This is a genomic window from Kitasatospora sp. NPDC057940, assembly GCF_042887425.1.
Taxonomy (GTDB): Bacteria; Actinomycetota; Actinomycetes; order Streptomycetales; family Streptomycetaceae; genus Kitasatospora.
In genome coordinates, this window is record NZ_JBHVPH010000008.1 from 23,930 (window position 1) to 49,428 (window position 25,499).

Below are 25,499 nucleotides of genomic sequence, written 5' to 3' on the forward strand. Positions count from 1 at the left end.
GGAACGGGGCAGGGGCATGAGCAACGGACTGGCACGCGCCTCGGTGCGCTTTCGACCCGCCTCCTTCGTGGGCACCCTGGTCGCCCTGCTGCTGGGCGCCGCCGTGGTGGTGGCCTGCGGCGTGCTGCTGCAGACCGGTGTGACCGCGAGCGTCGCACCGCAGCGGTACGCGGGCGCCCCGGTGGTGGTCGCGGCCGATCCGGTGGTGCGGATCACCGCCAAGGTCGGCCGCGACACCGAGACCAGGGAGCAGACCACCCCCGAGCGGGCCCGGACGGACGCCGCCCTGGTGGGCCGGGTCGCCGCACTGCCCGGGGTCGCCGCCGCCCGACCGGACAGCGCCTTCCCGCTGCCGGCCGGCGCCGGCACCCCCGCCCTGACCGGCCGGGGCTTCGCCGCGCTCGGCATCGCCGGCCCCGCCGACCAGCTGGTCGAGGGCCGTGCGCCCGGCGCCGACGAGGTGGTGCTGGACGCCGACACGGCGCGCGCCGCCCACCTCGTGCCCGGCGCGAAGCTCACCCTGACCGCCCCCGGCGGCACCGGCGACTACCGGGTCTCCGGCCTGGCCGCCGCCCAGTCGGCCGGCCCCACCGCCTGGTTCGCCGACGCCACCGCCGACCGCCTCTCCGGCCACCCCGGCCGGATCGACGCGATCGCCGTCCAGCCGCGCGAGGGCGTGGACCGCGCCGCGCTGGTCGCGCAGGTCCGCCAGGCCCTCGACGCCCAGGCCCCCGCCACCAAGGCCGCAGGCACCCAGGCGGCGGACGCCAAGGCCATCGGCACCCCGGCCATCGGCCTTGAGACCAAGGCCGAGAGCGGCGGCGCCAAGGTCTTCACCGGCGACGGCCGCGGCACCGTCGAACAGCCCGCCATCGGCGAGGCCCGCACCCTGCTGATCGGGCTGGGCGGCAGCTTCGGCGGCTACGCCACCATGACCGCGATCTTCGTCGTGATGAGCACCGTCGCCCTGGCCACCGGCCAGCGCGCCCGCGAGTTCGCCCTGCTGCGCGCCATCGGCGCCACCCCGCGGCAGATCCGCCGCACCATCGCCACCGAGGCGATGCTGGTCGCGCCGGTCGCCGGGGCGCTCGGCATCCTGCCCGGACTGGCCCTGGCCCGCTGGTGGTTCGACGAACTGACCGTGCGCGGCGCCGTGCCGCAGGGCGTGCAACTGGACGTCGGCCCGCTGCCGATGCTCGCCGCCGTCCTCATCTGCACCCTCGCCGCGCTGACCGCCGGCTTCCTGGCCGCCCGCCGCCCCGCCAAGCTGCGCCCCGGTCAGGCGCTCGGCGCGGCCGCCGTCGAACCGGGCCACCCCGGCGTGGTGCGGACCGTCTTCGGGCTGCTCTTCGCCGTCGGCGGCGTGGTGGCCGCCGCCTTCGCGGCCGCCCTGGACGGCATCAACGCCGCCAACACCGCGCTCGGCGTGGTCATGTGCTTCATGGTGGCCGTCGCACTGCTCGGCCCCTGGGTGGCACGGGTCGCCGCCACGGTGTTCGGCGCCCCGCTGCGGGCCGGCGGCGCCCCCGGCTCGCTGGCCGCCGACAACACCCGCGCCAACGCCCGCCGGCTGGCCTCCGCGATCACCCCGATCGTGCTGGTCACCGCCTTCTGCGGCACCCTGCTGTTCCTCCAGAGCACCATCAGCCACACCACCGGCGCGAACGTGCGGGACGGCATCGTCGCCGACCACGTGATCGGCTCCACCGGCCCCGGCCTGCCCGCGGGCACCGCCGACCGGGCCGCCAAGGTGCCCGGTGTGGACGCCGCGGTCGGCGTGCTGCGCACCGGCGTCGTGTACACCCACGACATGCAGCTCGGCTCCGCGACGGCGCTCGGCGTCAGCGGCGACCCGGCCCGGCTGTCCCGGGTGCTCGACCTGGGCGTGCGCAGCGGTTCGCTCGCCGACCTGGGCCGCGCCGCCGACACCGTCGCCCTGGACGCCACACTGGCCGACGCCCTGGACGTCAAGGTCGGCGACCGGGTGCCGCTGCGGCTCGGCGACGGCACCCCGGTGCAGCCCGCCGTGGTCGCCGTCTACGGCCGCGGGCTCGGCTTCGGCCAGGTGCTGCTGCCCCGTACGGTCGTCGCCGGGCACGTCACCGCCGGGTACGACAGCCAGGTGCTGGTCGCCGACGCGCCGGGCGCCGACCGCACGGCGGTGGCGGCCGCGCTGGCGGGCCTCGCGGGCCCCGGCGGGGCGACCGTGACCGACCGGGCCGGATTCGTCGCCCAGTCCGACAAGATGATGGAGCTGAACGCCTGGGCCAACACCGTGATGGCCGGTGTGCTCGGCGGGTTCGCCGCCGTCACCGCCGTCAACACCCTGGTGATGACCGTCCTCGACCGGCGCCGCGAGGTCGCCCTGCTCCGACTGGCCGGCACCACCCGGCGCCAGGTGCGCGGCATGATGCGCTGGGAGGCGCTGCTGGTCGCCGCGACCGGCCTGGTGATCGGCGGGGGGATCGCCTGGACCGCCCTCGTCCCGATCGCCCGGGGCGTCGCCAACTCCTCCCCGTACATCCCGCCGGCGCTCGCCCTGCCGCTGGCCGCCGGAGCCGTCCTGCTCTGCCTCGGCGCGACCGGGCTGCCCGCCCGGGCCCTGCTGCGCACCCGCCCGGTGGCGCTGGGCGCCGCCCGGCAGTAGCCCAGGCCCGTGAAAGCCCGAAGGGCCCCGTCCGGTACCGCCGGACGGGGCCCTTCGGGCATCCGCGGCACCTGCTCGAGGATCGCTGGACGGGCACACCAGAGCCTCGCTCGTACGGGTGACAAAAGCCGGGCCGAGTAGGCGCAATGGGGTAGCCGGGAAAGTCCGAACCCCTTTGTCGGAGCTGATCGTGATGTCGGATCAGCTACGCTCTCGCCCGCCCCGACCGACCCGCCGAAGCAGAGAGTAGCCCGACATGAGCAGTCCTCCCGCGGCCGCCGCGCCCCGCTGGCCGCTGATCCTGCTGCGCACCACCGCGACCAGCCTGGCGGTCCTGGCCCTGCTCCAGGTCATGCTGGCCGGCAGCTTCCTCAACGGCACCTACGAGTCCCTCAAGGACCACGAGGGCAACGCGATGACGCTGGCCACCGTGGTCCTCTGCCAACTGGTGGTGGCCGCGCTGGTGCGCCGGCCCGGCCGCGGCCCGCTCTGGCCGCTGTGGTCCACCGGCGTGCTGACCGTCGCCGTCGTCGGCCAGATCGCGGCCGGCTACGCGCGGTCGATCAGCGTGCACGTCACCCTCGGGGTGCTGCTGGTCAGCGGGGTCCTGTTCGGGCTGGTCGGTGCCTGGCGGCTGCCGCTGCCCGCCCGCGCGGACCAGCTGCCCGAGTCGGACGGCAGCGGACGCCTGCCGCGCCCCGGCGGGCCGTTGGAGGTGTCCAAGTGAAACGTCGCCGGTTCCTGGGCGTCGGCGCCTCCGTCCTCGGTGCGGGCGCGCTGGCCGCCGTCGCCGGCCCCGCCGCCGCCCGGCTGTTCGCCGAGGGCCACCCCGGCCGGCTGCTCAGCAGCGGCCTCGACCTGCCCGAGCCGTTCCAGGTCCCGCTGCCGGTGCCCACGGTGCTCCAGCCGGTGCGCACCGACGCGACGACCGACTACTACGAGATCACCCAGCGGGTCGCCGGGCTGGAGATCCTGCCCGGCGTCAGGACCGAGGCCTGGACGTACGGCGGCACCTTCCCCGGGCCGACGGTGGTCACCCGGTCCGGCCGGGCGGCGGTGGTCAAGCACCGCAACGAACTGCCGGTGCCGTCCGTGGTCCACCTGCACGGCGGCCACACCCCGGCCGACAGCGACGGCTACCCCGTCGACCTGCTGCTGCCGGTCGGCTACTCCGGCGCGGGCCGGGGGGCGCCGGGCATGCAAGGGATGTCCGACATGCCCGGCATGGAGGGGATGGGCCACGAGGCGGGGCGCACCGCCGAGGGCGAGCGCACCCACACCTACCCGGGCAAGCAGCGCGCCGCCACCCTCTGGTACCACGACCACCGGATGGGCTTCACCGGCCCCGGCGTCTGGCGCGGCCTGGCCGGCTTCCACCTCGTCCACGACGACGAGGAGAACGCCCTGCCGCTGCCGCGCGGCGACCGCGACCTCCCGCTGATGCTCGCCGACCGCTCCTTCGCCGGGGACGGCTCCTTCCGCTACCCCGCCGTCGACGAGGACCTCGCCTCGCCCGGCGTCACCGACGCCTACATGAACGGCGTCCTCGGCGACGTCATCCTCGTCAACGGCGCCCCCTGGCCCCGCCTCGACGTCGACCGCGCCCGCTACCGGCTGCGTCTGCTCAACGCCTCCAACGCCCGCCCCTACCGGCTCCGGCTCGACCCGCAGCCCTCCGGCGGCGACGCCCTCGTCCAGATCGGCTCCGACGGCGGCCTGCTCGCCGCCCCGGTCGCCCACGACGTGCTGGAGATCGCCCCGGCCGAGCGCTTCGACATCGTCGTCGACTTCTCCCGCTACGCCCCGGGCACCTCGGTGCGGCTGCTCAACCTCTTCGGCAGCGGGCGCACGGCGGAGGTGATGCGCTTCGACGTCTCCGGCAGGAAGGTCGGCGACGACTCGACCGTGCCCGACAAGCTGTCCACGATCGAGGACCTGGACGCCTCCGCCGTCGACGTCACCCGCAAGTTCGTCTTCCGGCGCAGCGGCAGCTACGGCTGGACCGTCAACGGCGACCTGTACCGGCCCGGCCGCGACCTCGCCCGGCCCGCCCTCGGCAGCACCGAGCGGTGGCGCTTCACCTCCGACCTGCACCACCCCGTCCACGTCCACCTCAACCAGTTCCAGGTGCTCAGCCGCAACGGTCGCGACCCGGGCCCGTACGACGGCGGCTGGAAGGACACCGTCGACCTGCGCCCGGCCGAGGCGGTCGAGGTCCTGGTGCGCTTCACCGACTACCGGGGGACGTACATGATGCACTGCCACAACCTGGAGCACGAGGACATGGCGATGATGGCGGACTTCACCGTGCGGTGAGCGGGGAGCCGGGGGTTTCGTCCGGCCGGCTTCATCCGGTCGGCCGAGTGCCGGAGGGCGCGCGGTGCGCGTTCCGGCCACTCGTGGCCTAGCGTCGCGGGGAGACGCACCCCGCACCCCGCACCCCGCCCGCCGTTTCGCCCTCCCGCCGTCCCTGCCGTCCCGCCGACCGAGGAGCCGCGTATGACCACCCCCGCCGAACGCCGCCGGCACGGCCGGGCCGCCCGCGACCGCGTCTCCCGCTCCGCCCACGGGCGGTGGATCCCCGCCGCCGACCGGCCCGACCCGGTCGAGGTGCTGGTGCGCCAGGGCGAGGACCGGGTCGCCCGGCTGCTGCCGATCCGCTACGGGCGGATGGCCGACACCCCCTTCGCCTACCTGCGCGGCGCCGCCGCCGTCATGGCCGCCGACCTCGGCGCCGTCCCCGACACCGGCCTCACCGTCCAACTCTGCGGCGACGCGCACCTGGTGAACTTCGGTCTGTTCGCCTCGCCGGAACGCGCCCTGCTCTTCGACGTCAACGACTTCGACGAGACCCACCCCGGCCCCTTCGAGTGGGACGTCAAACGGCTGGCCGCCAGCATCGCCGTCGCCGCCCGCGACCACGGACAGGACGAGGACCGCGCCCACCGCGCCGCCCGCACCGCCGTCCAGGGCTACGCCGCCGCCATGCGCCGCCTCGCCGGGCTCGGCGAACTCGACGTCTGGTACTCCCGGATCGACACCGGCGACCTGCTGGCGCTGTTCCGCAAACCCCGGCAGCGCAAGGGTGTCGAGGCCGACCTCGCCCAGGCCCGCCGCCGCACCAGCCTGCACGCCTTCGGCAAGCTCACCGAGGAACGCGACGGGCAGCGGCGCATGATCAGCGCGCCACCGCTCGTCGAACCGCTGAAGAAGAACGAACTGCGCGACATCGGCAAGGTGTTCAGTGACTACCGGGCCACCCTCGCCGAGGACCGTCGTGTCCTCGTCGACCGCTACCGCTTCGTCGACGCGGCGATGAAGGTCGTCGGTGTCGGCAGCGTCGGCACCCGCTGCTACATCGTCCTGCTGGAGGGCCGGGACACCCGCGACCCGCTGTTCCTCCAGCTCAAGGAGGCCGGACGGTCCGTCCTGGAGGACCACCTGCCGGCCACCCGGGTCGACGCCGAGGTCTCCGTCCACCACGGCGGGCGCCGCGTCGTCACCGGCCAGCACCTCATGCAGGCAGCCAGCGACATCTTCCTCGGCTGGACCACCGGCCCGGCCGGGCGCCACTTCTACGGCCGCCAACTGCGCGACATGAAGGGCTCGGTCGAGGTCGCCGACCTCACCCCGTCCGGCCTGCGCGCCTACGCCGACCTGTGCGGCCGCACCCTCGCCCGCGCCCACGCGCGCACCGGCGACCGCCTCGCCATCGCCGGCTACCTGGGCGGCGCGGACGCCTTCGCCGAGGCGATCGCCGACTTCTCCGTCCGGTACGCCGACCAGACGGCGCTCGACCACGCCGAACTGGTCGCCGCGATCGCCGCCGGCCGGATCACCGCGACCCCGGGCGTCTGAGCACGGCGCGCCCCCCGGGGTGCAGGGGTACGGGGAGACGGAAAACGGGTTGCCCCGGCGGGCGCGGTCGGCGTTGGCTGGCCCGCATGACCGAACTGCGTACCGACCGCCTGCTCCTGCGCCCCTGGCGGGACACCGACCTCGCACCCTGGGCCGCGATGAACGCCGACCCCGAAGTCCGCGAGCACCTCGGTGACGTCCTCACCCGCGAGCAGTGCGACGCCTCGGTGGCGCGCTTCGAGGCCGAGCGCGCGGCCCGCGGATACGGCTGGCTGGCCGTCGAGGTGCGCGCCACCGGCGAGTTCGTCGGCCTGGCCGGCCTCGACGAGGTCGACGAGGGCCTGCCCTTCACCGGCGTCGAGATCGGCTGGCGCCTCGCCCGCGCCGCCTGGGGCCACGGCTACGCCACCGAGGCGGCCCGCGCCGTCCTCGCCCACGGCTTCGACAGCCTCGGCCTCCCCGAGATCCTCGCCGTCACCACCGCGACCAACCACCGCTCCCAGGCCGTCATGCGCCGCCTCGGCATGACGTCCGACCCCGCCGACGACTTCGAGGACCCGACCGCCCCCGAGGGCCCGCTGCGGCCCAACGTGCTGTTCCGCCTCCGCCGCGAGCAGCGGGCGGCCTGACGGCGGCTGACGGCGGCCTGACGGCGGGCCGGGAGCGGGCTGGCGGCGGGCGCGTCCCGCCGCTCGGCGCCGTTGTCAGTGGCGTGTGGTTGGGTGATCCACATGCTGGCGATCGGGGTGCAGGAGAACGACGGGACGCGCCACCTCCGGGTGGAGGCGGCCGAGTTGGCGCGGCTGGTGCGGCGGATCGGCGCGAAGGGGGACCGCTTCCTGGTCGCCCAGCGGATACCGGACCTGCCGGACGTCTTCATCCAGGTGTGGCACGCCGCAGGCGGCGAGTACACGCTCGAACACCGCGACGGCTCCGCCGCCCGGCACTTCGAGGTGCGTACCGACGGGCCCGAGGCGGTCATCGCGGCGATGACGGGCTGGGCGCGGCACGAGCCGGGCTGGGGCGACGGCCTGGACTGGCAGCCGCTCGACCTGGGCCCGCAGCCCGAGCCCGCCCCGCCGCTCGACCTGCCCGCCGACGACCTGCGGCAGCTGCACGACCGGCTGCGCCTCACCCTGGCCGGCGGCTACACCACCCGTGCCGAGCTCGCCGAACTCGCCGAGGAGCACCTGGTCTCCGGCGACCACCGCCCGCTCTCCCGCGACCAGGCCGAGCAACTGGCCGACCGGCTCTGGCTGGAGCGCGTCGGCGAGCAGACCGGCTGGATCGGCGAGACCGACCCGGAGCGCCTCACCCGGGCCTTCGCCGCCCTGGAGGAGGCCGGCATCACCGCCCGGGAACACTTCAGCTGCTGCGGTTCCTGCGGCGACGCCGAGATCGCCGCCGCCGGGGCGCCGGACGCCCGCGGCTACGTCTACTTCCACACCCAGTCCACCGACTCCGCCGCCGCCGGCCACGGCCTCACCCTCCGCTACGGCGGCTTCGACGCCTCCCCGCTGACCACCACCGCCATCGGCCACGAGGTGGCCGCCGCCCTCACCGACGTAGGCCTGCCCGTCAGCTGGAACGCCGACCCGTCCCGCGCGATGGAGATCCGCCCCCTCCTCTGGCGCCGCCGCCTGGCCGGGTGAGGCCCGTGGCTCCGACGGGGAGGCGGGTGGGTCACGGCACCAGGAGGTGGAGGGCGCCGGGCGCGGCGCTCACGTCGACGGGGAGGGCCGCGATGAACTCGCCGTCGGCGTAGGCGGTGATGGCGGGGGAGTCGATCCGCAGGGATGCGGTGCGGTGGGTGGTGACTTCGGGGTGGGCGGTGTGGGTGCCCTTGAAGAGGGTGGGGAAGAAGCGGGCGATGTGCAGACGGGGCATGGCGGCGACGAGGGTGAGGTCGAGGAGGCCGTCGTCGGGGAGGGCGTCGGGGCAGATGAGCATGCCGCCGCCGTAGCTGCGGGTGTTGCCGACGGCGGCCAGGGTGAGGTCGCGTTCGATGACGGTGCCGTCGGCGAGGGTGATGCGGAAGGGCAGCGGGCGCAGGTTGGCGAACTCGGCGAGGATGGCCAGGTTGTAGCGCATCCGGCCGCGGGGCCAGCGCAGGCGGTTGGCGCGGTCGCTGACCAGCGAGTCGAAGCCGGTGGCGAGGACGGAGCCGTACCAGCGGGTGGTGCCGTCGGCGGCGGTGACCAGGCCGAGGTCGACGGTCCTGGTGCGTCCGGCGGCGACGACGTCGGCGGCGGCTTCGGGGCCGGCGAGCGGGAGGCCGTACGCGCGGGCGTGGTCGTTGCCGGTGCCGGCGGGTATCACGCCGAGCGGGACGGCGGTGCCGGCGACGGCCTGGAGCGCGAGGTTGACCATGCCGTCGCCGCCGACGGCCACCACGGCGTCGACGCCGTCCGCCACGGCCCGGCGGGCGAGGCGGACGGCGTCCTCGGGGTCGCGGCCGGCGTGCCGGTCGACCTGGAGGCCGAGCGCGTGCAGCCGGGCGACGGCCCGGTGGGCGGCGGGTTCGGCGTGGCCGGCGCCCGCCGCCGGGTTGCTGAGGACGGCCACTCGCCTGATGGCTCGCGGACCGCCGGTCACGGGATCAGCTTGCCGGGGTTGAGGATGCCCGCCGGGTCCAGTTCGGCCTTGACGGCGCGCAGGATGCGCACGCCGAGCTCGCCGATCTCGTCGCTCATCCAGGGCCGGTGGTCGGCGCCGACGGCGTGGTGGTGGGTGATGGTGCCGCCGGCGGTGACGATGGCGTCGCCGGCGGCGCGCTTGGCGGCGGCCCACCGGGCGAGCGGGTCCTCGCCGAGGGCGGCGACGACGGTGAAGTAGAGCGAGGCGCCGGTCGGGTAGACGTGCGAGACGTGGCAGAGGACGAGGGCGCCGGGCAGGGCGGTGGTGAGGGCCTCGGTGACGGCGGTCCGCAGCTGCGGGAGGCGGCTCCAACTGGCCGCGGTCTCCAGGGTTTCGCAGAGGGCGCCGGCGCTGAGCAGGGAGTCCCGCAGGTAGGGGGCGTTGAAGCGGCCGTGTTCCCAGGCCCGGGCCGGGGCTTCGCCGAGGGAGGTGGCGCCGGCGGCGAGCAGGGTGTCGCGGGTGAGCCGGTGGCGGGTGGCGACCTGCTCGGCGGTGCCTTCGAAGACGGTGACGGCGAGGCAGCCGGTGACGGCGGGGGCGCCGCCGATCTGCTCGGTCATGGCGAGGTTGACCATCGTCTCGGCCTCGTCGGAGAGCCGGATGACGGTGGGGCCGGTGCCGCCCTGCTCGACGGCGCGCAGGGCGGCGCTGCCGGTGGCGAAGTCGGGCAGGCTCCAGGCCTCGTAGGCCTTGACGGCGGGCAGCGGGTGGACGCGGAGCCGGACGGCGGTGATGACGCCGAGGGTGCCTTCGGAGCCGAGGAAGAGCTCGCGCAGGTCGGGGCCGGCGGCGGAGGCGGGGGCGCGGCCGAGGTCGAGCACGCCGGCGGGGGTGACGACGCGCAGGCCGCGGACCATCTCGTCGAAGCGCCCGTGGCCGGCCGAGTCCTGGCCGGAGGAGCGGGTGGCGGCGAAGCCGCCGAGGGTGGCGTAGCGGAAGCTCTGCGGGTAGTGGCCGAGTTCGTAGCCGCGCTCGGCGAGCAGGGCCTCGGCGGCCGGGCCGGTGAGGCCGGCGCCGAGGACGGCCTCGCCGGAGGTCTCGTCGAGGTCGTGGAGCCGGTCGAGGCGGCGCAGGTCGAGCGAGACGACGGCGGTGAGGCCGCCGCGCTCGGGGTCGAGGCCGCCGACGACGCTGGTGCCGCCGCCGAACGGGACGACGGCGATGCGGCGTTCGGCGCAGAGCGCGAGGACGGCGGCGATCTCCTGCTCGTCGCCGGGCAGCACGACGGCGTCGGGCGCGTCCTGGGGGGCGCGGCTGCGGCGGCGCAGCAGGTCGGGGGTGGACTTGCCGCCGGCGCGGGGGAGCCGGTCGGCGTCGGCGGCGCTGACGTTGGTCTCGCCGACGGCGGCGGCGAGGGCCTTGAGGTCGTCGGCGGCGATCCGCGAGGGGTGCAGGAGGACCTCGTCGGCGGACGGTCCGGGGGTGGCGTCGCCGGTGACGCCGAGGGCGGCGGCGAGCAGCCCCTTGATGTCCGCGGACAGCTCCTTGGCGAGGGCCGGGTCGCCCCAGGCGTCCCACTTCATCGGGGGGAGCGGCAGCGCGGCGCCGGCCGGTCCCGCTTGCGTCTCAGGTGCCATGCGTTACAGTTTCACACATCATGTCAAGTAGTAACGCCGAGCCCCCCGGCAGTCCCGCGCGCAGCACCGACGACGCGATCCTGGACGCCGCCGCCGACCTGATCGTCCATCTCGGCGTGCGCCGAACGCAGTTGGCGGAGATCGCCCGCCGCGCCGGGGTCAGCCGGCCGACCGTCTACCGGCGCTGGCCGGACGTCCGGGCGGTGATCGGCGCCCTGCTCACCCGGGAGATCCGGGCCACCCGGGAGGGCGTCGCCCTGACCCTCGGGGGCGACGGCGCCCCGATCGGCCGGGAGGCCTTCGTCGACGGGGTCGTCGAGGTGGCCGTCCGGCTGCGGGACCACCCGGTGCTCGGCGCGCTGCTGCGCTCCTCCGACTCCGACCTGCTGCTGGAGTACGTCGTCGAGCGGCTCGGCACCAGCCAGCGCGGCCTGCTGGAGGCGCTGCGGGCCGGCATCGAGCAGGGGCAGGCGCACGGCTCGATCCGGGCCGGGGAGCCGGTCGAACTGGCCGCCATGGTCCTGCTGATCGCCCAGTCCACCGTCCAGTCGCACCGCATGGTCGCCTCCCTGCTGCCGGAGGCCGCCTGGCGGCGCGAACTGACCAGAGCACTGAACGGATACCTCGCGCCATGACCTCGACGCCCGCCGGATCCTCCGCCGCTCACTCCGCCGCTCCCTTCGCCGGCTCCAGCCGACTCGACGCCGGCCGGCGCCGGGCGGAACTCGAAGCGCTGGGGGACAACCCGCGGGTCGACCTGCTGGTGATCGGCGGCGGCGTCACCGGCGCCGGGGCGGCCCTGGACGCCGCCTCGCGCGGGCTGCGCACGGTGCTGGTCGAGTCCCGCGACCTGGCGTTCGGCACCAGCCGCTGGAGCTCCAAGCTGGTGCACGGCGGCCTGCGCTACCTCGCCTCCGGGCGGATCGGGGTGGCCCGGGAGAGCGCGATCGAGCGCGGCGTGCTGATGACCCGCACCGCCCCGCACCTGATCCGCGCGCTGCCCCAACTGGTGCCGCTGCTCCCGGGGTTGCTGCGCCCCGGGCAGGCCTCGCTGATCCGGGTGGGCTTCCACGCCGGGGACGCGCTGCGGCTGAGCGCCGGGACGCCGGGCGCGCTGCTGCCCCGGGTGCGCCGGATCGGCGCCGCGCGGACCCGGCAGCTGGTGCCGGGCGTGCGGACCGCCGGACTGTCCGGCGCGCTGGTCGCGCACGACGGCCAACTCGTCGACGACGCCCGGCTGGTGGTGGCGCTGGCGCGGACCGCGGCGCAGTACGGCGCCACCGTGCTGACCAGGGTGCGGGCGGAGTCCGTGACCGGCACGTGCGCCCGGCTCACCGACGCCGTCACCGGGCAGTCGCTGACCGTCGAGGCCGGCGCGGTGGTCAACGCGACCGGCGTCTGGGCGGGTGAGGTGGACCCGTCGATCAGGCTGCGTCCCAGCCGGGGCACCCACCTCCTGGTGGACGCCGCCGCGCTCGGCCACCCGACCGCGGCGCTCACCGTGCCGGTGCCCGGTTCGACCAGCCGCTTCGTCTTCGCGCTGCCCCAGCAGCTCGGCCGGGTGGCGATCGGGCTGACCGACGAGGACGCGCCCGGTCCGATCCCGGACGAGCCGCAGCCCGCCGAGGGGGAGCTCGCCTTCCTGCTCGACACCGTCAACGCCGCCCTGAGCACCGCGCTGACCAGGGCGGACGTGCGCGGCGCGTACGCCGGGCTGCGACCGCTGATCGACACCGGGGGCGGCAGCACCGCCGACATCTCCCGGGAGCACGCGGTGCTGGAGTCGCCGTCCGGGCTGGTCACGGTGGTCGGCGGCAAACTCACCACCTACCGGCGGATGGCCGAGGACGCGGTGGACGCCGCCGTCCGGCTGCGCGGCCTGCCGGCCCGGGCCTGCTGGACGGCCCGCCTGCCGCTGGTCGGCGCCCCGGCCCACCGGGACAGCCGCCCGCTCCCGGCGGGCGCCGTGCCCGGCTCGCTGCTCGCCCGCCACGGCGGATCGTCCCAGGAGGTGATGGCCGCCGGGGAGTTGACGCCGATCGCGGAAGGCCTGGACGTGACGCGCGCCGAGGTCGCCTACGCCGTCACGCACGAGGGCGCGTTGGACGTCGCCGACGTGCTCGACCGCCGGACCAGGATCGGCCTGGTCGCCGAGGACGCCGAGCGCGCCCGGAAGGCGGTCGAGGAGATCGTGGCGCAGCGCCTGTAGCGGGCAGGTCACCCGGGAGACGGCGCTCAGCGCTCAGCGCGCGGCGCGCTCCGGCATCGGGTGCTCGGCTCCCGCGACCTCCAGGACACAGGAGTACGGGTGCTCGGCCGCGCCCGTGCGGTCCAGCCGCACCGAGAGCGGCAGCGGCGGCTCCTCGGCGAGCTGGGCGGCGAGCGTCAGCGGGTAGACGCCGTGCCCGTGGACGCGGTGGAAGGCGCACTCCTTGCCGTCCACCAGCAGCTCGGTCTCGGTGATCCAGCCGGAGCGGACGTTGACGGTGACCGAGTGCCCGGCCTGGTCGAAGTGGAAGCTGTACCGCTGGCGCATGGGGAACCTCCCGCGCGGGGGCCGCCGGTCGGGGCGGACCAGGGGATCCACCGCCAGTCTAGGGCGGCCACCCCGCCCCGGCGCCCCGGCGGGTACGGTGGTCGGCGTGCGAAGCGGGACGCGTGGGGTGAGGGAGTACTGGCAGGGCGACGAACTGTCGGACGACGAGTACGTCCTGGTGCTGTACCGGGTGGCGGTCAAGGCGCGCACCGGCCGGACGGCCGGCCCGGCGCCGCGGCCGGGGCCGCTGGAGTCGTACGCGGACGACGGCGCGCTGGACGCGGCCGTCCGGCGCCTGGGCCCGCGGGCCCTGCCGGTCCTGGCGCGCTTCGACCCGGACACCGAGGATGGTTCGGTGGTCAGGGGGCCGTCGACGGCGGCGATGGTCCGCGAGATCGAGCAGGTCGACCTCGAGCGCCTGCCCGAGCCCGAGCGCGCGGTGCTGCGGCTGCTGCTGGACTGGGGGCGCCGGGCGTCGGCCGCCGCCGGCGCGCTGCGGATCGGTATCAGCGGGCCGGGATGACGGGTGGTTCCCGGTGGAGCCCCTGAGAAATCCCCGGGGTGGGGCCCGACCGCAGGTGGATTCCCGTGATCTCTACAGTGTTGTAGATTCGTCCGCAGGGAGAGATCGAGGAGGGCATTGTGGGAGTTTCACTGGCCAAGGGCGGCAACGTCTCGCTGAGCAAGGAGGCGCCCGGTCTGAGCGCCGTGATCGTGGGTCTCGGCTGGGACGTGCGCACCACCACCGGCGCCGATTACGACCTGGACGCCAGTGCGCTGCTCTGCAACGCGCTCGGCAAGGTGGTCTCGGACCAGCACTTCGTCTTCTTCAACAACCTGCGCAGCCCCGACGGTTCGGTCGAGCACAGCGGCGACAACCTGACCGGTGGCGGCGACGGCGACGACGAGCAGATCAAGGTCGACCTGGCGCGGGTGCCGGCCGACGTGGCGAAGGTCGTCTTCCCGGTGTCGATCTACGACGCCGACGCCCGGCTGCAGAACTTCGGGCAGGTCCGCAACGCGTTCATCCGGGTGCTGAACCAGGCCAACGGCCAGGAGATCGCCCGTTACGACCTCAGCGAGGACGCGTCCACCGAGACCGCGATGGTCTTCGGTGAGCTGTACCGCAACGGCGCGGAGTGGAAGTTCCGCGCGATAGGGCAGGGTTACGCCTCCGGTCTGCGCGGCATCGCGACCGACTACGGCGTCAACGTCTGATCGCCGCAGGCGAATCGCAGCAGGTGATCTGACGGGGTTTCGGCGGCCGCCGGCCTGTGCGGCCCACGCTCACTCGGGACGCCCGAGGGCGTGGCCGCCGAAACCCCCACTGCCGGTGATCTGACGGCGCCACCAGGCGTCCATCCCCGGTTCGTCCATGGCCGACCAGTCCGGTGCGGCGGCGACCTGCTCCCGGCCGAGCCGTCGGCCCAGTTCCACCAGCTCCCGCCCGACCACGCCCCGCTCCTGGTCGTACGCGGCCAGCAGGGCCGGCCAGGACCCGCCGTCCGCGGCGGCGGCCCGCCCGGCCCGCTCGAAGGCGTGCGCGTCCTGCAGGGCCTTCACCGCGCCGCTGGTGTTGTGCGGGCGGACGACGGTGGCCGCGTCCCCTCCGAGGAGCAGCCGGCCGGCCGTGCGGCGCGGGGTCTCCAGGTCGTAGACGGGCTGGAGGAAGGTCCGCTCGCGCGGGGTGAGGGTGACCAGGGCGGACCAGTACGGCGGCAGGTGCCGTTCGGCGAGCAGGCGCAGGTCGTCCAGCTGCCCGTCGGTGAGGGTGCCCGCCGGGATGCTGGTCGGGCCGTCGAGGCCTAGCCAGGCGGGGGTGGGCGCGTAGAAGACCCAGTTCACCTGGGTGGTGCCGGGGGTGAGCCCGGGGATGCGGTAGATCACGACCTGGCCGCCGGGGTAGCAGACGGTGGCGCACTCGTCCTCCGGCCAGGCCGCGGCCCCGCCGGGCAGCTCCGCCAGCAGCGCGGCGTCGTAGCTGCCGCGCCAGCACACGTACCCGGCGTACGCGGGCCGGGCCTGCGGGCAGACCGCCGCGCGGACCACCGAGCGGTAGCCGTCGGCGCCGATCACCAGGTCGTACGGTTCGCGGGTGCCGTCGGGGCCGGCCGTCCAGGCGCCGTCCTGGTCGGTGCCGGCCGCGGTGACGGTGTGGCCTTGCCGGAACTCGACCCGGTCGGGGGTGCGTTCGCGCAGGGCCTGCCAGAGGACGGCCCAGTGGTGGGAGTGGAAGGCGAACGACTGGTTCCAGAGCACCCGCCCGCGCCCGTCCGGTCCGTCGTCGGTGCGGTTCCCGGCCGTCTCCCGGGTGACCCAGCGGCGGGCGGTGAGGCGGTGGCGGCGGATGCCGTCGTGGAGGTGGCCGGCGCGGACCAGTTCGTCGAAGCGGTCGTCGTTGATGCAGATCCCGACGCCGCGGTCCTCCAGCTGGCCCTCGCTGCGTTCCAGGACGACGATCCGGTCCGCTCCCAGCCGGGCGGCGGCCCCGGCGAAGGCGCTTCCGGCGATGCTGCCGCCGATCACGGCTATCGAGCTATCCCGCATGGCGGTCCTCTCCCGGCTGCCCACACTACCGATCTGACGATACGCGGATGATGTCCGCGAGTTGACGGGAACCGGTAGAGCGCGGGGGCCCGGCCCGCGACCCCATTATGCAACTAGTTGCACATCGAGCCGCCGTCCCCTACTCTGCGGTAACACCGACCCCCGCCGCCCCCAGGAGACGTCGATGAGCGCGTCGATGAGCACCACCCCCGGCAGCAGCCGCTACCCGCACCTGCTCAGCCCGCTCGACCTCGGCTTCACCACCCTGCCCAACCGCGTCGTCATGGGCTCCATGCACGTCGGCCTGGAGGAGGCCCCCGACGGCTACCGGCGGATGGCCGAGTTCTACGCCGAGCGGGCCCGCGGCGGCGTCGGCCTCATCGTCACCGGCGGCATCGCCCCCAACGAGGCCGGGCGCCCCTGGGAGGGCGGCGCGATGCTCACCACCGGGGCCGAAGCCGACCGCCACCGCGTCGTCACCGACGCCGTGCACGCCGTCGGCGGGAAGATCGCCCTGCAGATCCTGCACTTCGGCCGCTACGCCTACCACCGCGACCTGGTCGCCCCCAGCGCCCTCCAGGCCCCGATCAGCCCCTTCGTCCCGCACGAGCTCACCGCCGCACAGGTCGAGCAGACCATCGAGGACTTCGTCCGCTGCGCCGAACTCGCCCGCCGCGCCGGGTACGACGGCGTCGAGATCATGGGCTCCGAGGGCTACCTGATCAACGAGTTCGTCGTCGCCGCCACCAACCGGCGCGAGGACGAGTGGGGCGGCCCGTACGAGCGCCGGATGCGCTTCCCGGTGGAGATCGTCCGCCGGGTCCGCGAGCGGGTCGGCGAGGACTTCATCATCGTCTACCGCCTCTCCATGCTCGACCTGGTGCCCGGCGGCTCCACCCTCGACGAGGTCGTCCGCCTCGCCCAGGCCGTCGAGGCCGCCGGGGCGACCATCATCAACACCGGCATCGGCTGGCACGAGGCCCGCATCCCCACCATCGCCACCTCCGTGCCGCGCGGCGCCTTCGCCTGGGCGACCAGGAAGGTGATGGGCACCGTCGGCATCCCGCTGGTCACCACCAACCGCATCAACACCCCTGAGATCGCCGAGCAGTTGCTCGCCGACGGCTGCGCCGACCTGGTCTCGCTGGCCCGCCCGCTGCTCGCCGACGCCGACTTCGTCGCCAAGGCGGAGGACGGCCGCACCGACGCCATCAACACCTGCATCGGCTGCAACCAGGCCTGCCTCGACCACACCTTCAGCGGCCTGATCACCTCCTGCCTGGTCAACCCGCGCGCCTGCCACGAGACCGAACTCGTGCTCGCGCCCACCAGGCTGCGCAAGCGCATCGGCGTCGTCGGAGCAGGCCCCGCCGGGCTCGCGTTCGCCGTCTCCGCCGCCGAACGCGGCCACGACGTCACCCTGTTCGACGCCGCCGCGGCGATCGGCGGGCAGCTGAACACCGCCCGGCTCGTGCCCGGCAAGGAGGAGTTCGACGAGACGCTGCGCTACTACCGCACCCGGCTCGCCGAGTTGGCCGTCACCCAGCGCCTCGGCACCACCGCCACCGCCGACCGGCTCGCCGCCGAGGACTTCGACGAACTCGTCCTCGCCACCGGCGTCACCCCGCGAACCCCCGCCGACCTGCCGGGAGTCGACCACCCCAGCGTCGTCGGCTACCTCGACGTCCTGCGCGACGGCGCCCCCGTCGGCGAGCGGGTCGCCATCCTCGGCGCGGGCGGCATCGGCTTCGACGTCGCAGGCTTCCTCACCGACCCGGGCGACGCGGCCAGCCTCGACCCGGCCGTGTTCCAGGCCAAGTGGGGCATCGACCCGGAGTACCGCGAGCGCGGCGGACTGCGCCGCCCCGAGCGGCCCGCACCGCCGCGCGCCGTCCACCTGCTCCAGCGCAAGACCAGCAAGGTCGGTGCCGGGCTCGGCAGGACCACCGGCTGGATCCACCGCACCGAACTCCGGCACCGCGGCGTCACCATGGTCGCCGGCGCGACGTACGACCTGATCGACGACGCAGGCCTGCACTTCACCGTCGACGGCGAGCGCCAACTGCTGCCCGTGGACACCGTGGTGCTCTGCACCGGCCAGGAGCCGCGCCGCGACCTCTACGAGGCGCTGCGCGAGCGCGGCCTGGAGGCCCACCTGATCGGCGGCGCCGACGTCGCCGCCGAACTCGACGCCAAGCGGGCCATCAAGCAGGGCACCGAACTGGCCGCCGCGATCTGACCCTTCCGTGCGCGCGCCAGACGTGTCCTGGGTGCTTACTCGGCACGCCCTAGGATCGACGGCATGTCGCTGCCGCACGCCATCCTCACCGCCCTGCTGGAGAAACCGTCCTCGGGCCTGGAGCTGACACGGCGCTTCGACAAGTCGATCGGCTTCTTCTGGCCCGCCACCCACCAGCAGATCTACCGCGAGTTGGGCCGGCTGGAGGCCTCCGGACAGATCCGGGCCCTCCCGCCGTCCGGCCCCGTCCGCGGGCAGAAGAAGGAGTACGAGGTCCTGCCCGAGGGCCGCGCCGAACTCGCCCGCTGGACGGCCGAGGGCGCCGAGCCGCGCGCCGTCCGCGAACCGCTGCTGCTACGGCTGCGCGCCGCCGCGGTGGTCGGCACGGACGGCCTGGCGGACGAGGTACGGCGGCACCTGGCGCTGCACCGTGCGCAGTTGGACGACTACCGGGAGATCGAGCGGCACGACTTCCCCGCCGAGGCGACGGCAGGGGCGACAGCCGGGGAGACGGCCGGGGTGACGGCCGGGGCGACAGCCGGGGAGAACCGCCTCCAGCACGCCGTGCTGCGGGCGGGCATCGGGCTGGAGGCCTTCTGGGTGCAGTGGCTCGCCGAAACCCTTGAAACCCTTGAAACCCTCGAAGCGCTCGAAGCGTGCGAAACCCTCGAAGCGCCCCCGGCGGACCAGCCGGACCAGCCGGACCAGGGGGTCTGACCTGCGGCGATCCGCGCCCGCGAGCCCCCTGTCAGGCCCGGTGGGACACTGGTGCCTGTCCCTGCCCGCACCCTCGACCGGGGGGCCCGCATGTCCCACCCGAAGCCGCTGCACGCCCTCGCCGCCGCCGCCCTCGCCGCGGCGGTCGTCTTGGGCCCGGCCCACCTCGCCGCGGCCGCGACGCCCGGCCAGCCCGCCCCGGGCCTGCCCACCTCCGACCAACTCACCGCGGCCCTGCTCACCGTCGACGACGTCGGCCCAGGCTTCACCCAGGTCCCCGGCACGGCCAGCCCCAGCCCCAGCGCCGGCCCCAGCACGATGCCGTCCCCGGCCAACGGCTGCGACGCCCTCAGCGACCTGATCAACATGCACACCGGCATTCCCGGCCCCGAGACCCCGCACGCCGAGGCCGAACTGGACGGCCCGGGCGGCAACCCGATGCTGACCGAGTCCCTCACCGCCGAGGACGCGGGAAAGCTCACCACCGACCTCGACGCCGCCACCACGGCCCTCAAGAGCTGCCACACCATCACCTTCAAGGCCGGCGCCAACGACTCGGTGACCTTCACCGTCACCCCGGTCACCCTCGGCGACCGCCAGGACGCGCCCGCCGTCCGCCTCGACGGCACCCTGGCCGGCGTCCAGCTGAACGCCTTCGTCGGCGTCGAGCGCTTCGGCACCGTCGGCATGGCCTTCGGCTTCTTCCAGCGCGGCGGCGACTCCCCCCAACTGGCCTCCTTCCAGTACCGCGCCGCCGTCGCCAAGGTCCAGCGCGCCCTCGGCGCCACCGCCGGCAGCACCACCCCGCCCACCGCCACGGCCCCCGCCACCCAGGGCACCTCGGTCTGAGCCGCGCATCGCGACGGCCCCGCCGAGCATGGAGCTCGACGGGGCCGCGGCGTGCCGTTCGCCCCGTTCGCCCCGTTCGTCCGGCAGTAGGTCGGTTCGATCGCTGCCCCGTCGACTGCTGGGCGGGTTCCGGGGGTCGTCGCACCACGTGGCCGGTTGACGAGGCCGCGAGCAGTTCACGCAGGCGCCCGGCCGGGGTTTCCCGGCCGGGCGTCTTGCGTGGGCGGGCGGCCGTCTCGCGGCATGAGCTCCAGGTGGACGTGTCGTTCTCGGTCGGTGGCCCGGGTTGGTGGCTCAGGCCGTGCCGAAGGGGTTGTCGAGGAGGTAGCGCCAGTGGCCGTCGGGGCCGCGGCGGGCGACGTCGGTGGCGGTGCCGGCGAGGTCGACGGGGGTGCCGTCGGCGGCGGTGCCGGTGATGGTCCAGTCGACGATGAGGAGGGCGATGTCGCCCGCGACGTAGGTGTGGCGGGTCCGGACGGTGATGGGGAGGCCGAGGGCGAGGAACTCGGCGTTGGCGCGCAGGAGGTCGGGACCGGTGGCGGTGCTGCCGGGGGCGGGGACGAAGACGGCGCCGGGTTCGTAGGCCTGGGCGAGGACGGCGGGGTCGCCGGTGTTGAAGGCGGCGGCGAAGACGGCCGGGTGTTGTGCGGGGTCGGTGGTGAGGGGGAGGCTGGCGGGGTGAGTCATGCGAGCAGTGAAATCGGCCCCGGCGTGGGTCACCAAACGGGAAGTGACGCGGGCGGCGGCCGACTCGGCTGGGACGTCGAGCTGGTGCCGGACGAGCGCGGGCGGACGGCGCGGCCGGAGGCCGACTGCCCGGTGGAGGTGGCGCTGGCGGCGCTGTCGGGGCGCTGGACGACGCTGGTGCTGCGCGAGTTGATGCACGGCGCGGCCTCGTACGGACGCTTGCGGGAGCGGCTGCCGGAGATCAGTCCGAAGGTGCTCGCGGAACGCCTGCGGGCCCTGGAGGATCGGGAGTTGGTGCTGCGTGAGCGGCTGGTGGGGTTCCCGGTGCGGACGTCGTACCGGTTGACGACGGCCGGGGAGGCGCTGCGGCCGCTGCTGGTGGAGCTGTACCGGACGGGTGCGGAGCTGGCGGCGCTGACCGCTCCTGAGGTCCGCGCCTGAGGCTCGGGCATCGGGCCGGTCAGGCGCCGATGCGCTGCCGGTCCCGCACGGGGGCGGGGGGCGGTGCCTGGGCCGGGGGCTGGGTGCGGCCGGCGAGGCGGCAGCCGAGGCAGTGGGGGTGGCCTCCGCGGCCGGCGGGGTCGGGGGTGCGCCAGTGCCGGTGGGCGGGCGGGCGCGGGCCGGTGGGTTTGCCCCAGCCGGCGAGGTGGAGCAGCCAGCTGGCGAGCGCGCCGAGGGCGGTGAGGGTCCCACCGGCCCAGAGCCCGGCGGCCGAGCCGAGGACGAGGGCCGCGCCCGCGACGGTGAAGCCGAGGATCGCGATGACGGAGCCGGTCCAGCCGGCGATGGTGTGCCCCATGTCGTGGTCGCCGTGTGCGCTCATTGCTCCTCGTTTGGTGTGATGGGCGGGTCGGGATGGACGGGTCGGACCGTTTATCTCACGAGCTAAGTAACTTAGATGCTAAGGAGATATCGAGTGAAGGGCAAGCCGCGCCCCCGGGCGACGCCCGAGCAGGCGCTCTACGCGATGGACCGGATGATCGCGCTGGCGCAGTTCGGCCAGCAGGACATCGCCGCCCGGCTCGGCCTCAACGTCACCGACCTGACCTGCCTGGGCTTCGTCATCGAGGCCGCGATGGCCGGGGAGCCGCTGGCCGCCGGCGACCTCGCCGAGCGCGCGCAGCTGACCACCGGCGCCGTGACCGGCGTGCTCAACCGGCTGGAGAGGACCGGCTACGCCCGCCGCGAGGCCGACCCGGCCGACCGCCGGCGCGTCCGCGTGGTGATGGCGGAGGACGCGCAGCAGCGCATCCTCCAGGTCTACGGCCCGTTCTACGAGCGGATCGGCGCGCTGTTCGCCGACTACACGCCGGACGAGATCGCGGTGATCGCCGACTGGTTCACCCGGGCCAAGGGGGTGCTGGGGGAGTCGCTGGACGAGATCCGGGCCGAAACGCCATAGCGGCCGGCCCCGGGGAGGGGCCGGCCGCCAGGGCCGCGGCGCAGCGTCTCAGGTCGACGTCTCAGGGCAGGTACGTCACCTCGGGGAAGGCCGTGGACGGCCCGTCGAGGAGGCGGCCGGCGCGGTGCCGCAGGTGCAGGTCGAAGAAGGCCACCGGGTACGCCTGCTGGATCTTCACCGCGCGGGCCGGGTCGAGGGTGCCGATCATGCCCCGGACCTGCTCGTCGGTCAGGCCGAGGAGCTTGGCGGCCTGCGGGATCAGCACCTGGTTGTCGCCGTACGAGACGTGCACGGCGCCCTGGGCCTGGACGTCGAGCCGCCAGCCGCGCAGGTGCGGCCAGAACTCGGCGACGGCCGGCTGGCCGGCCCGGGTGAACTCGGCGGTCATCATCATGAACGGCCGGTCCAGGTCGGTGGTGATGGTCGGCTGCATCGGGCCGTCCAGGCTCAGCCCGGCGCGGACGCGCCGGTCGGTGAGCATGGTGTAGACGGTGGCCGTACCGCCCTTGGACCAGCCGAACATGCCGATCCGGTCCGGGTCGAGGGCGTGCAGCAGGCCGTCGGGCAGCGGCCTGCCGTCGGCGTCGGGGTTGCGCCCGGCGGCGAGGGCCTCGACCTGGTCGAGGAGGAAGCGGATGTCCGCGGCGAAGTCCTTCGGCCCCATCGGGACGCTCCGGTCCGGGGTGAGGACCAGGCCGTCGGGGAACTCGGTGATCGCGTCGCGGGTGTGGTCGACGGTGACCACCACGTAGCCGTGGCTGGCGAGTTCCTGGACCATCACGGTGTGGTCGGCGCGATGGCTGTGCGCGCCGTGCGAGTAGACGACGACGGGCAGGCGGCGGCCCGCGCGGTGGACCGGGGCGCCCACGCGGCCGGAGGTGAGCGGGGCGAGGGCGGGGTCGATGGCGAAGCCCGTGTCCGCGAGGAACGCCCGCAGTGCGCCGTCGGCCATCCAGGGCGCGAGCGGGTACGCCCCGGCCTCGCGGGCGGGGTACCAGACGCTCGCCATCAGCTCGCGGAACCGGCCCGGGCCGGCCAGCGGGTCCGGGCGGGAGGCGTCGAGCAGGTGCAGCGGGACGGTGCCCACGGGATGCGGCCCGGTGGGCTCGGGCAGGGTGAGCCGCGCCGGGCCGCCGGTGGCGGTGGGCGTGGTGGCCCCGGGGGTGGTGGCCCCGCCCGCCGCCCATGCGGGGCGGGCGAGGGCGAGCGGTGCGGCGGCCCCGGCGGCCCCGGCAGCCAGTGCGGCCCCCAGCAGACGGCGGCGCGTCATGGCGTGTCGGCTCGTGAACGGCGTGGTGGTCATGGGCCCTCCCTGGGTGTGCTGGACAGAACCGGGCCGAGGCGCGCGGTCTTCGCAGGTGCGGCCGTCGTTCGACACCGGACCACGGGGGAGTCACCCCTGACGGACCGTCCGATGGATCTCCGTGCACCTGATCGGAAGGCTGTCATCGCGGCGCACCCGGCCACATCCGACCACCGGATGACGGTGCGGCCGTGCGCATTGGCCCGGGGGTTTACATCCGTGGGCTGATGCGACGGCGCGCCGGGGCGGGGCGGCGCATAGCGTTCACGCTCAATCCAATGCAACGAGTGGCGCGACTGACGTTGCGTTAAATCTGTGACTGTTGCAACGATAATGTGGCTCTGGCCTGCAATGATGCTGATTGTGCGCAACATAGCTGTTGCCATGCATCGTGAAGGCAACGTAGCGTTTCCGGTGTCAGAAACAATGAGCCACAGGAGAGCATCATGCAGAAGTTCGCCACCCCCGCCCCGGTCTCCGCCGTCCTCGACATCCCCGCCGGACGCATCCGGTTCATCGCCGCCGACCGGGCCGACACCACGGTCGAGGTCCTGCCCGCCGACGCCTCGAAGAGCCGCGACGTGAAGGCGGCGGAGCGGACCACCGTCGAATACGCCGACGGCGTCCTGCGGATCGAGGCGGCGGCGGCCGAGAGCCGGATCCTCGGCCAGTCCGGCACCGTCGAGGTGACCGTCCAACTGCCCGCCGGCTCCCGCATCCAGGCGAAGACGGCCAGCGCCGAACTCCGGGGCGTCGGCCGCCTCGGCGACGTCACCTTCGAAGGCGCGCAGGCCTCGGTCAAGCTCGACGAGACCGCCGGCGCCCGCCTCGCCGTCCTCGCCGGCGACATCTCCGTCGGCCGCCTCAACGGCCCCGCCGAGATCACCACCGCCAAGGGCGACATCCACATCACCGAAGCCGTACACGGCACGGTCACGCTGCGCACCGAGGCCGGCGACGTGTCCGTCGGCGCCGCCCGCGGCGTCTCCGCCTCCCTGGACGCCGGCACCACCTACGGCCGGATCCACAACGCGCTCAAGAACACCGACGGTGCCGCTGGCCTGAGCATCCACGCGACCACCGCCTACGGCGACATCACCGCCCGCAGCCTCTGAAGCCCCAGCCCCAGCCCGCACCCGCACACTCCGATCGCGAGACAAGGAACAACCATGAGTGAATCCCGCTACGCCACCGAGATCGCCGCCAAGGACGTCGTCGAGGACACCGCCGGGCAGGACCGCCCGGAGCTCCAGCAAGCCATCCAGGAGTTCGTCGACGCCGGTTTCGCCGGGATACAACTGCGCGTGCACGACGAACACGGCGAGTGGGTCGGCAGCGCCGGGGTGCGCAAGCTGGGCGAGGCCGCAAAGCCGCCGGTGGACGGGAAGTTCTGGGTGGGCAGCACCACCAAGACCTTCGTCGCGACCCTGGTGCTGCACCTGGTGGCCGACGGCGCGATCGGGCTGGACACCCCGGTGGCCGACCACCTGCCGCAGTTCGGGCTGGACCGGCGGATCACCGTACGGATGCTGCTCCAGCACACCAGCGGATTGGCCAGCTACACCGGCGACCTCGAACCCGACGGAACGTTCGTACCGGGGATCCCCGCGATGGGCAAGGAGTGGGTGGACAACCGGTTCCACAGCTACCGGCCCGAGGAGCTCGTGCAGTTCGCCCTCTCCGAGCCGGCACGGTTCGAGCCGGGCACCGACCAGAGCTACTCCAACGCCAACTACACGCTGGCCGCGCTCCTGATCGAGCAGGCCGGCGGCCGCCCGTACCCCGAGGAGATGCGGCGGCGGATCCTGCGGCCGCTCGGACTGCGGGACACCGTGGTGCCGGGCGACTCGCCGGAGCTCCCCGGGCCGCACGCCCACGGCTACTACCGCTACCAGGACGGCGACCAGTGGAAGGTGGTCGACGTCGCGCGCCAGAACCTCTCCCTCCTGGTCGGCGCCGGCGACCTGATCTCCACCACCCGGGACCTCCGCACGTTCTTCGCCGCACTCCTGGGCGGCAAGCTCCTGCCCGCCCCGCTGCTGGACGAGATGCGCACGCCGCACGGGGCGCTCGGCTACGGCCTGGGCCTGTTCGTCCAGGACCTCGGCCCGGACGGCGGCACCATCGTCCACCACAACGGCGGCGCCCCCGGCGGCTACGGGGCACTGATGATCGGCACCCCCGACGGCAGCAAGACCCTGACCGCCGGGCTCACCACCGGCGACTCCCCGTCCGACCCGGCACAGGAGTTCCCGAAGGCGCTGGACCGGCTCATCAAGGCGGTGTTCGGCGGCGGCGACGGCGGCGTGCGGGCCGAGGGCTGACGGCGTGCAGTTTCGGTGCGTTGAGTGGGAAGTCGGCGGGGCCGACTTCCCACTCCGTTCGTTGAAGGGGTGGTGCCCCGGCGCGCGGTGGTGGTGAGGCGGGGGTGAAGCGCGAAGCCGCGCTCCGGAAGGTGGTTGGCGTCGTCGCGTTGGCGGCGTGCCCCGCGATGGTGAAC

24 protein-coding genes are annotated in these 25,499 nt (G+C 74.7%); 17 read left to right on the top strand and 7 right to left on the bottom strand.

Going from position 1 to position 25,499, the window contains the following annotated elements; genetic code table 11:
- Positions 1-16: 16 nt before the first annotated feature.
- From ACFVTF_RS15180 to ACFVTF_RS15205, 6 genes are all read left to right on the top strand, one after another.
- Positions 17-2,647 (top strand): FtsX-like permease family protein, encoded by a 2,631-nt coding sequence (locus ACFVTF_RS15180; protein ID WP_387813754.1) that lies wholly within the window; start codon positions 17-19, stop codon positions 2,645-2,647.
- A gap of 256 nt (positions 2,648-2,903) precedes the next feature.
- Positions 2,904-3,374, top strand: a complete 471-nt coding sequence (locus ACFVTF_RS15185; RefSeq protein ID WP_387813756.1) for a hypothetical protein — start codon at positions 2,904-2,906, stop codon at positions 3,372-3,374.
- A complete protein-coding gene (locus ACFVTF_RS15190; protein WP_387813758.1) occupies positions 3,371-4,963 on the top strand; it encodes a multicopper oxidase family protein in 1,593 nt (530 codons plus the stop codon). Before ACFVTF_RS15185 ends, ACFVTF_RS15190 begins: the two co-directional genes overlap by 4 nt.
- A 183-nt stretch (positions 4,964-5,146) precedes the next feature.
- Entirely contained in the window at positions 5,147-6,505 is a 1,359-nt protein-coding gene (locus ACFVTF_RS15195; protein ID WP_387813760.1) for a DUF2252 domain-containing protein, read from the top strand.
- A gap of 86 nt (positions 6,506-6,591) precedes the next feature.
- Complete coding sequence (locus tag ACFVTF_RS15200) at positions 6,592-7,134, top strand: GNAT family N-acetyltransferase (protein WP_387813762.1); 543 nt, start codon at positions 6,592-6,594, stop codon at positions 7,132-7,134.
- A gap of 102 nt (positions 7,135-7,236) precedes the next feature.
- Complete coding sequence (locus ACFVTF_RS15205; protein WP_371519996.1) at positions 7,237-8,157, top strand: DUF6891 domain-containing protein; 921 nt, start codon at positions 7,237-7,239, stop codon at positions 8,155-8,157.
- A 31-nt stretch (positions 8,158-8,188) separates the two neighbouring features.
- On the opposite strand, the gene ACFVTF_RS15210 is transcribed toward ACFVTF_RS15205, so the two are convergent.
- Both ACFVTF_RS15210 and ACFVTF_RS15215 read right to left on the bottom strand, forming a co-directional pair.
- Positions 8,189-9,070 (bottom strand): diacylglycerol kinase, encoded by an 882-nt coding sequence (locus tag ACFVTF_RS15210; protein WP_387813764.1) that lies wholly within the window; start codon positions 9,068-9,070, stop codon positions 8,189-8,191.
- Between the two features lie 26 nt (positions 9,071-9,096).
- Positions 9,097-10,719, bottom strand: a complete 1,623-nt coding sequence (locus tag ACFVTF_RS15215) for an FAD-binding oxidoreductase (RefSeq protein ID WP_387813766.1) — start codon at positions 10,717-10,719, stop codon at positions 9,097-9,099.
- Positions 10,720-10,739: 20 nt separating this feature from the next.
- Between ACFVTF_RS15215 and ACFVTF_RS15220 the strand changes: the two genes are divergently transcribed.
- Positions 10,740-11,354 carry a TetR/AcrR family transcriptional regulator gene (locus ACFVTF_RS15220; RefSeq protein ID WP_371520004.1) on the top strand — a complete coding sequence of 205 codons (615 nt, stop codon included), beginning with the start codon at positions 10,740-10,742 and terminating at the stop codon, positions 11,352-11,354.
- Positions 11,351-12,928 (top strand): glycerol-3-phosphate dehydrogenase/oxidase, encoded by a 1,578-nt coding sequence (locus tag ACFVTF_RS15225; protein ID WP_387813768.1) that lies wholly within the window; start codon positions 11,351-11,353, stop codon positions 12,926-12,928. Before ACFVTF_RS15220 ends, ACFVTF_RS15225 begins: the two co-directional genes overlap by 4 nt.
- A 33-nt stretch (positions 12,929-12,961) precedes the next feature.
- Here the strand turns inward: ACFVTF_RS15225 and ACFVTF_RS15230 are convergent, their stop codons facing one another.
- The gene (locus tag ACFVTF_RS15230) at positions 12,962-13,255 is read right to left on the bottom strand and encodes a hypothetical protein (protein ID WP_063349769.1); all 294 of its coding nucleotides are present in this window, start codon (positions 13,253-13,255) and stop codon (positions 12,962-12,964) included.
- Positions 13,256-13,361: 106 nt separating this feature from the next.
- On the opposite strand from ACFVTF_RS15230, the gene ACFVTF_RS15235 reads away from it, so the two are divergent.
- Both ACFVTF_RS15235 and ACFVTF_RS15240 read left to right on the top strand, forming a co-directional pair.
- The gene (locus tag ACFVTF_RS15235) at positions 13,362-13,778 is read left to right on the top strand and encodes a hypothetical protein (protein ID WP_387813770.1); all 417 of its coding nucleotides are present in this window, start codon (positions 13,362-13,364) and stop codon (positions 13,776-13,778) included.
- Positions 13,779-13,897: 119 nt separating this feature from the next.
- Entirely contained in the window at positions 13,898-14,473 is a 576-nt protein-coding gene (locus ACFVTF_RS15240; protein ID WP_350883073.1) for a TerD family protein, read from the top strand.
- A 69-nt stretch (positions 14,474-14,542) separates the two neighbouring features.
- On the opposite strand, the gene ACFVTF_RS15245 is transcribed toward ACFVTF_RS15240, so the two are convergent.
- Entirely contained in the window at positions 14,543-15,802 is a 1,260-nt protein-coding gene (locus tag ACFVTF_RS15245; protein ID WP_387813772.1) for an FAD-dependent monooxygenase, read from the bottom strand.
- Between the two features lie 184 nt (positions 15,803-15,986).
- Between ACFVTF_RS15245 and ACFVTF_RS15250 the strand changes: the two genes are divergently transcribed.
- The 3 genes from ACFVTF_RS15250 (at position 15,987) to ACFVTF_RS15260 (ending at position 19,607) form a co-directional block, all read left to right on the top strand.
- Positions 15,987-18,041 (top strand): FAD-dependent oxidoreductase, encoded by a 2,055-nt coding sequence (locus tag ACFVTF_RS15250; protein WP_387813774.1) that lies wholly within the window; start codon positions 15,987-15,989, stop codon positions 18,039-18,041.
- A gap of 63 nt (positions 18,042-18,104) precedes the next feature.
- A complete protein-coding gene (locus ACFVTF_RS15255) occupies positions 18,105-18,758 on the top strand; it encodes a PadR family transcriptional regulator (protein WP_387813776.1) in 654 nt (217 codons plus the stop codon).
- Positions 18,759-18,848: 90 nt separating this feature from the next.
- A complete protein-coding gene (locus ACFVTF_RS15260) occupies positions 18,849-19,607 on the top strand; it encodes a hypothetical protein (protein WP_387813778.1) in 759 nt (252 codons plus the stop codon).
- Between the two features lie 294 nt (positions 19,608-19,901).
- Here the strand turns inward: ACFVTF_RS15260 and ACFVTF_RS15265 are convergent, their stop codons facing one another.
- Complete coding sequence (locus ACFVTF_RS15265) at positions 19,902-20,294, bottom strand: YybH family protein (RefSeq protein WP_387813780.1); 393 nt, start codon at positions 20,292-20,294, stop codon at positions 19,902-19,904.
- Positions 20,295-20,318: 24 nt separating this feature from the next.
- Here ACFVTF_RS15265 and ACFVTF_RS15270 point away from each other — a divergent pair, with 24 nt between their 5' ends.
- Complete coding sequence (locus ACFVTF_RS15270; protein WP_387813782.1) at positions 20,319-20,735, top strand: winged helix-turn-helix transcriptional regulator; 417 nt, start codon at positions 20,319-20,321, stop codon at positions 20,733-20,735.
- A 19-nt stretch (positions 20,736-20,754) separates the two neighbouring features.
- Here ACFVTF_RS15270 and ACFVTF_RS15275 read toward each other — a convergent pair whose 3' ends face one another.
- On the bottom strand, positions 20,755-21,117 hold the full coding sequence (locus ACFVTF_RS15275; protein WP_387813784.1) for an HGxxPAAW family protein: 363 nt from the start codon (positions 21,115-21,117) through the stop codon (positions 20,755-20,757).
- Positions 21,118-21,210: 93 nt separating this feature from the next.
- Between ACFVTF_RS15275 and ACFVTF_RS15280 the strand changes: the two genes are divergently transcribed.
- Positions 21,211-21,696, top strand: a complete 486-nt coding sequence (locus ACFVTF_RS15280; protein WP_387813786.1) for a MarR family transcriptional regulator — start codon at positions 21,211-21,213, stop codon at positions 21,694-21,696.
- A gap of 61 nt (positions 21,697-21,757) precedes the next feature.
- On the opposite strand, the gene ACFVTF_RS15285 is transcribed toward ACFVTF_RS15280, so the two are convergent.
- Entirely contained in the window at positions 21,758-22,999 is a 1,242-nt protein-coding gene (locus ACFVTF_RS15285; protein WP_387813788.1) for an alpha/beta hydrolase family protein, read from the bottom strand.
- A gap of 446 nt (positions 23,000-23,445) precedes the next feature.
- Between ACFVTF_RS15285 and ACFVTF_RS15290 the strand changes: the two genes are divergently transcribed.
- Entirely contained in the window at positions 23,446-24,114 is a 669-nt protein-coding gene (locus ACFVTF_RS15290) for a DUF4097 family beta strand repeat-containing protein (RefSeq protein ID WP_387813790.1), read from the top strand.
- Between the two features lie 54 nt (positions 24,115-24,168).
- Complete coding sequence (locus tag ACFVTF_RS15295) at positions 24,169-25,323, top strand: serine hydrolase domain-containing protein (protein WP_387813792.1); 1,155 nt, start codon at positions 24,169-24,171, stop codon at positions 25,321-25,323.
- The last annotated feature ends 176 nt before the right edge of the window (positions 25,324-25,499 follow it).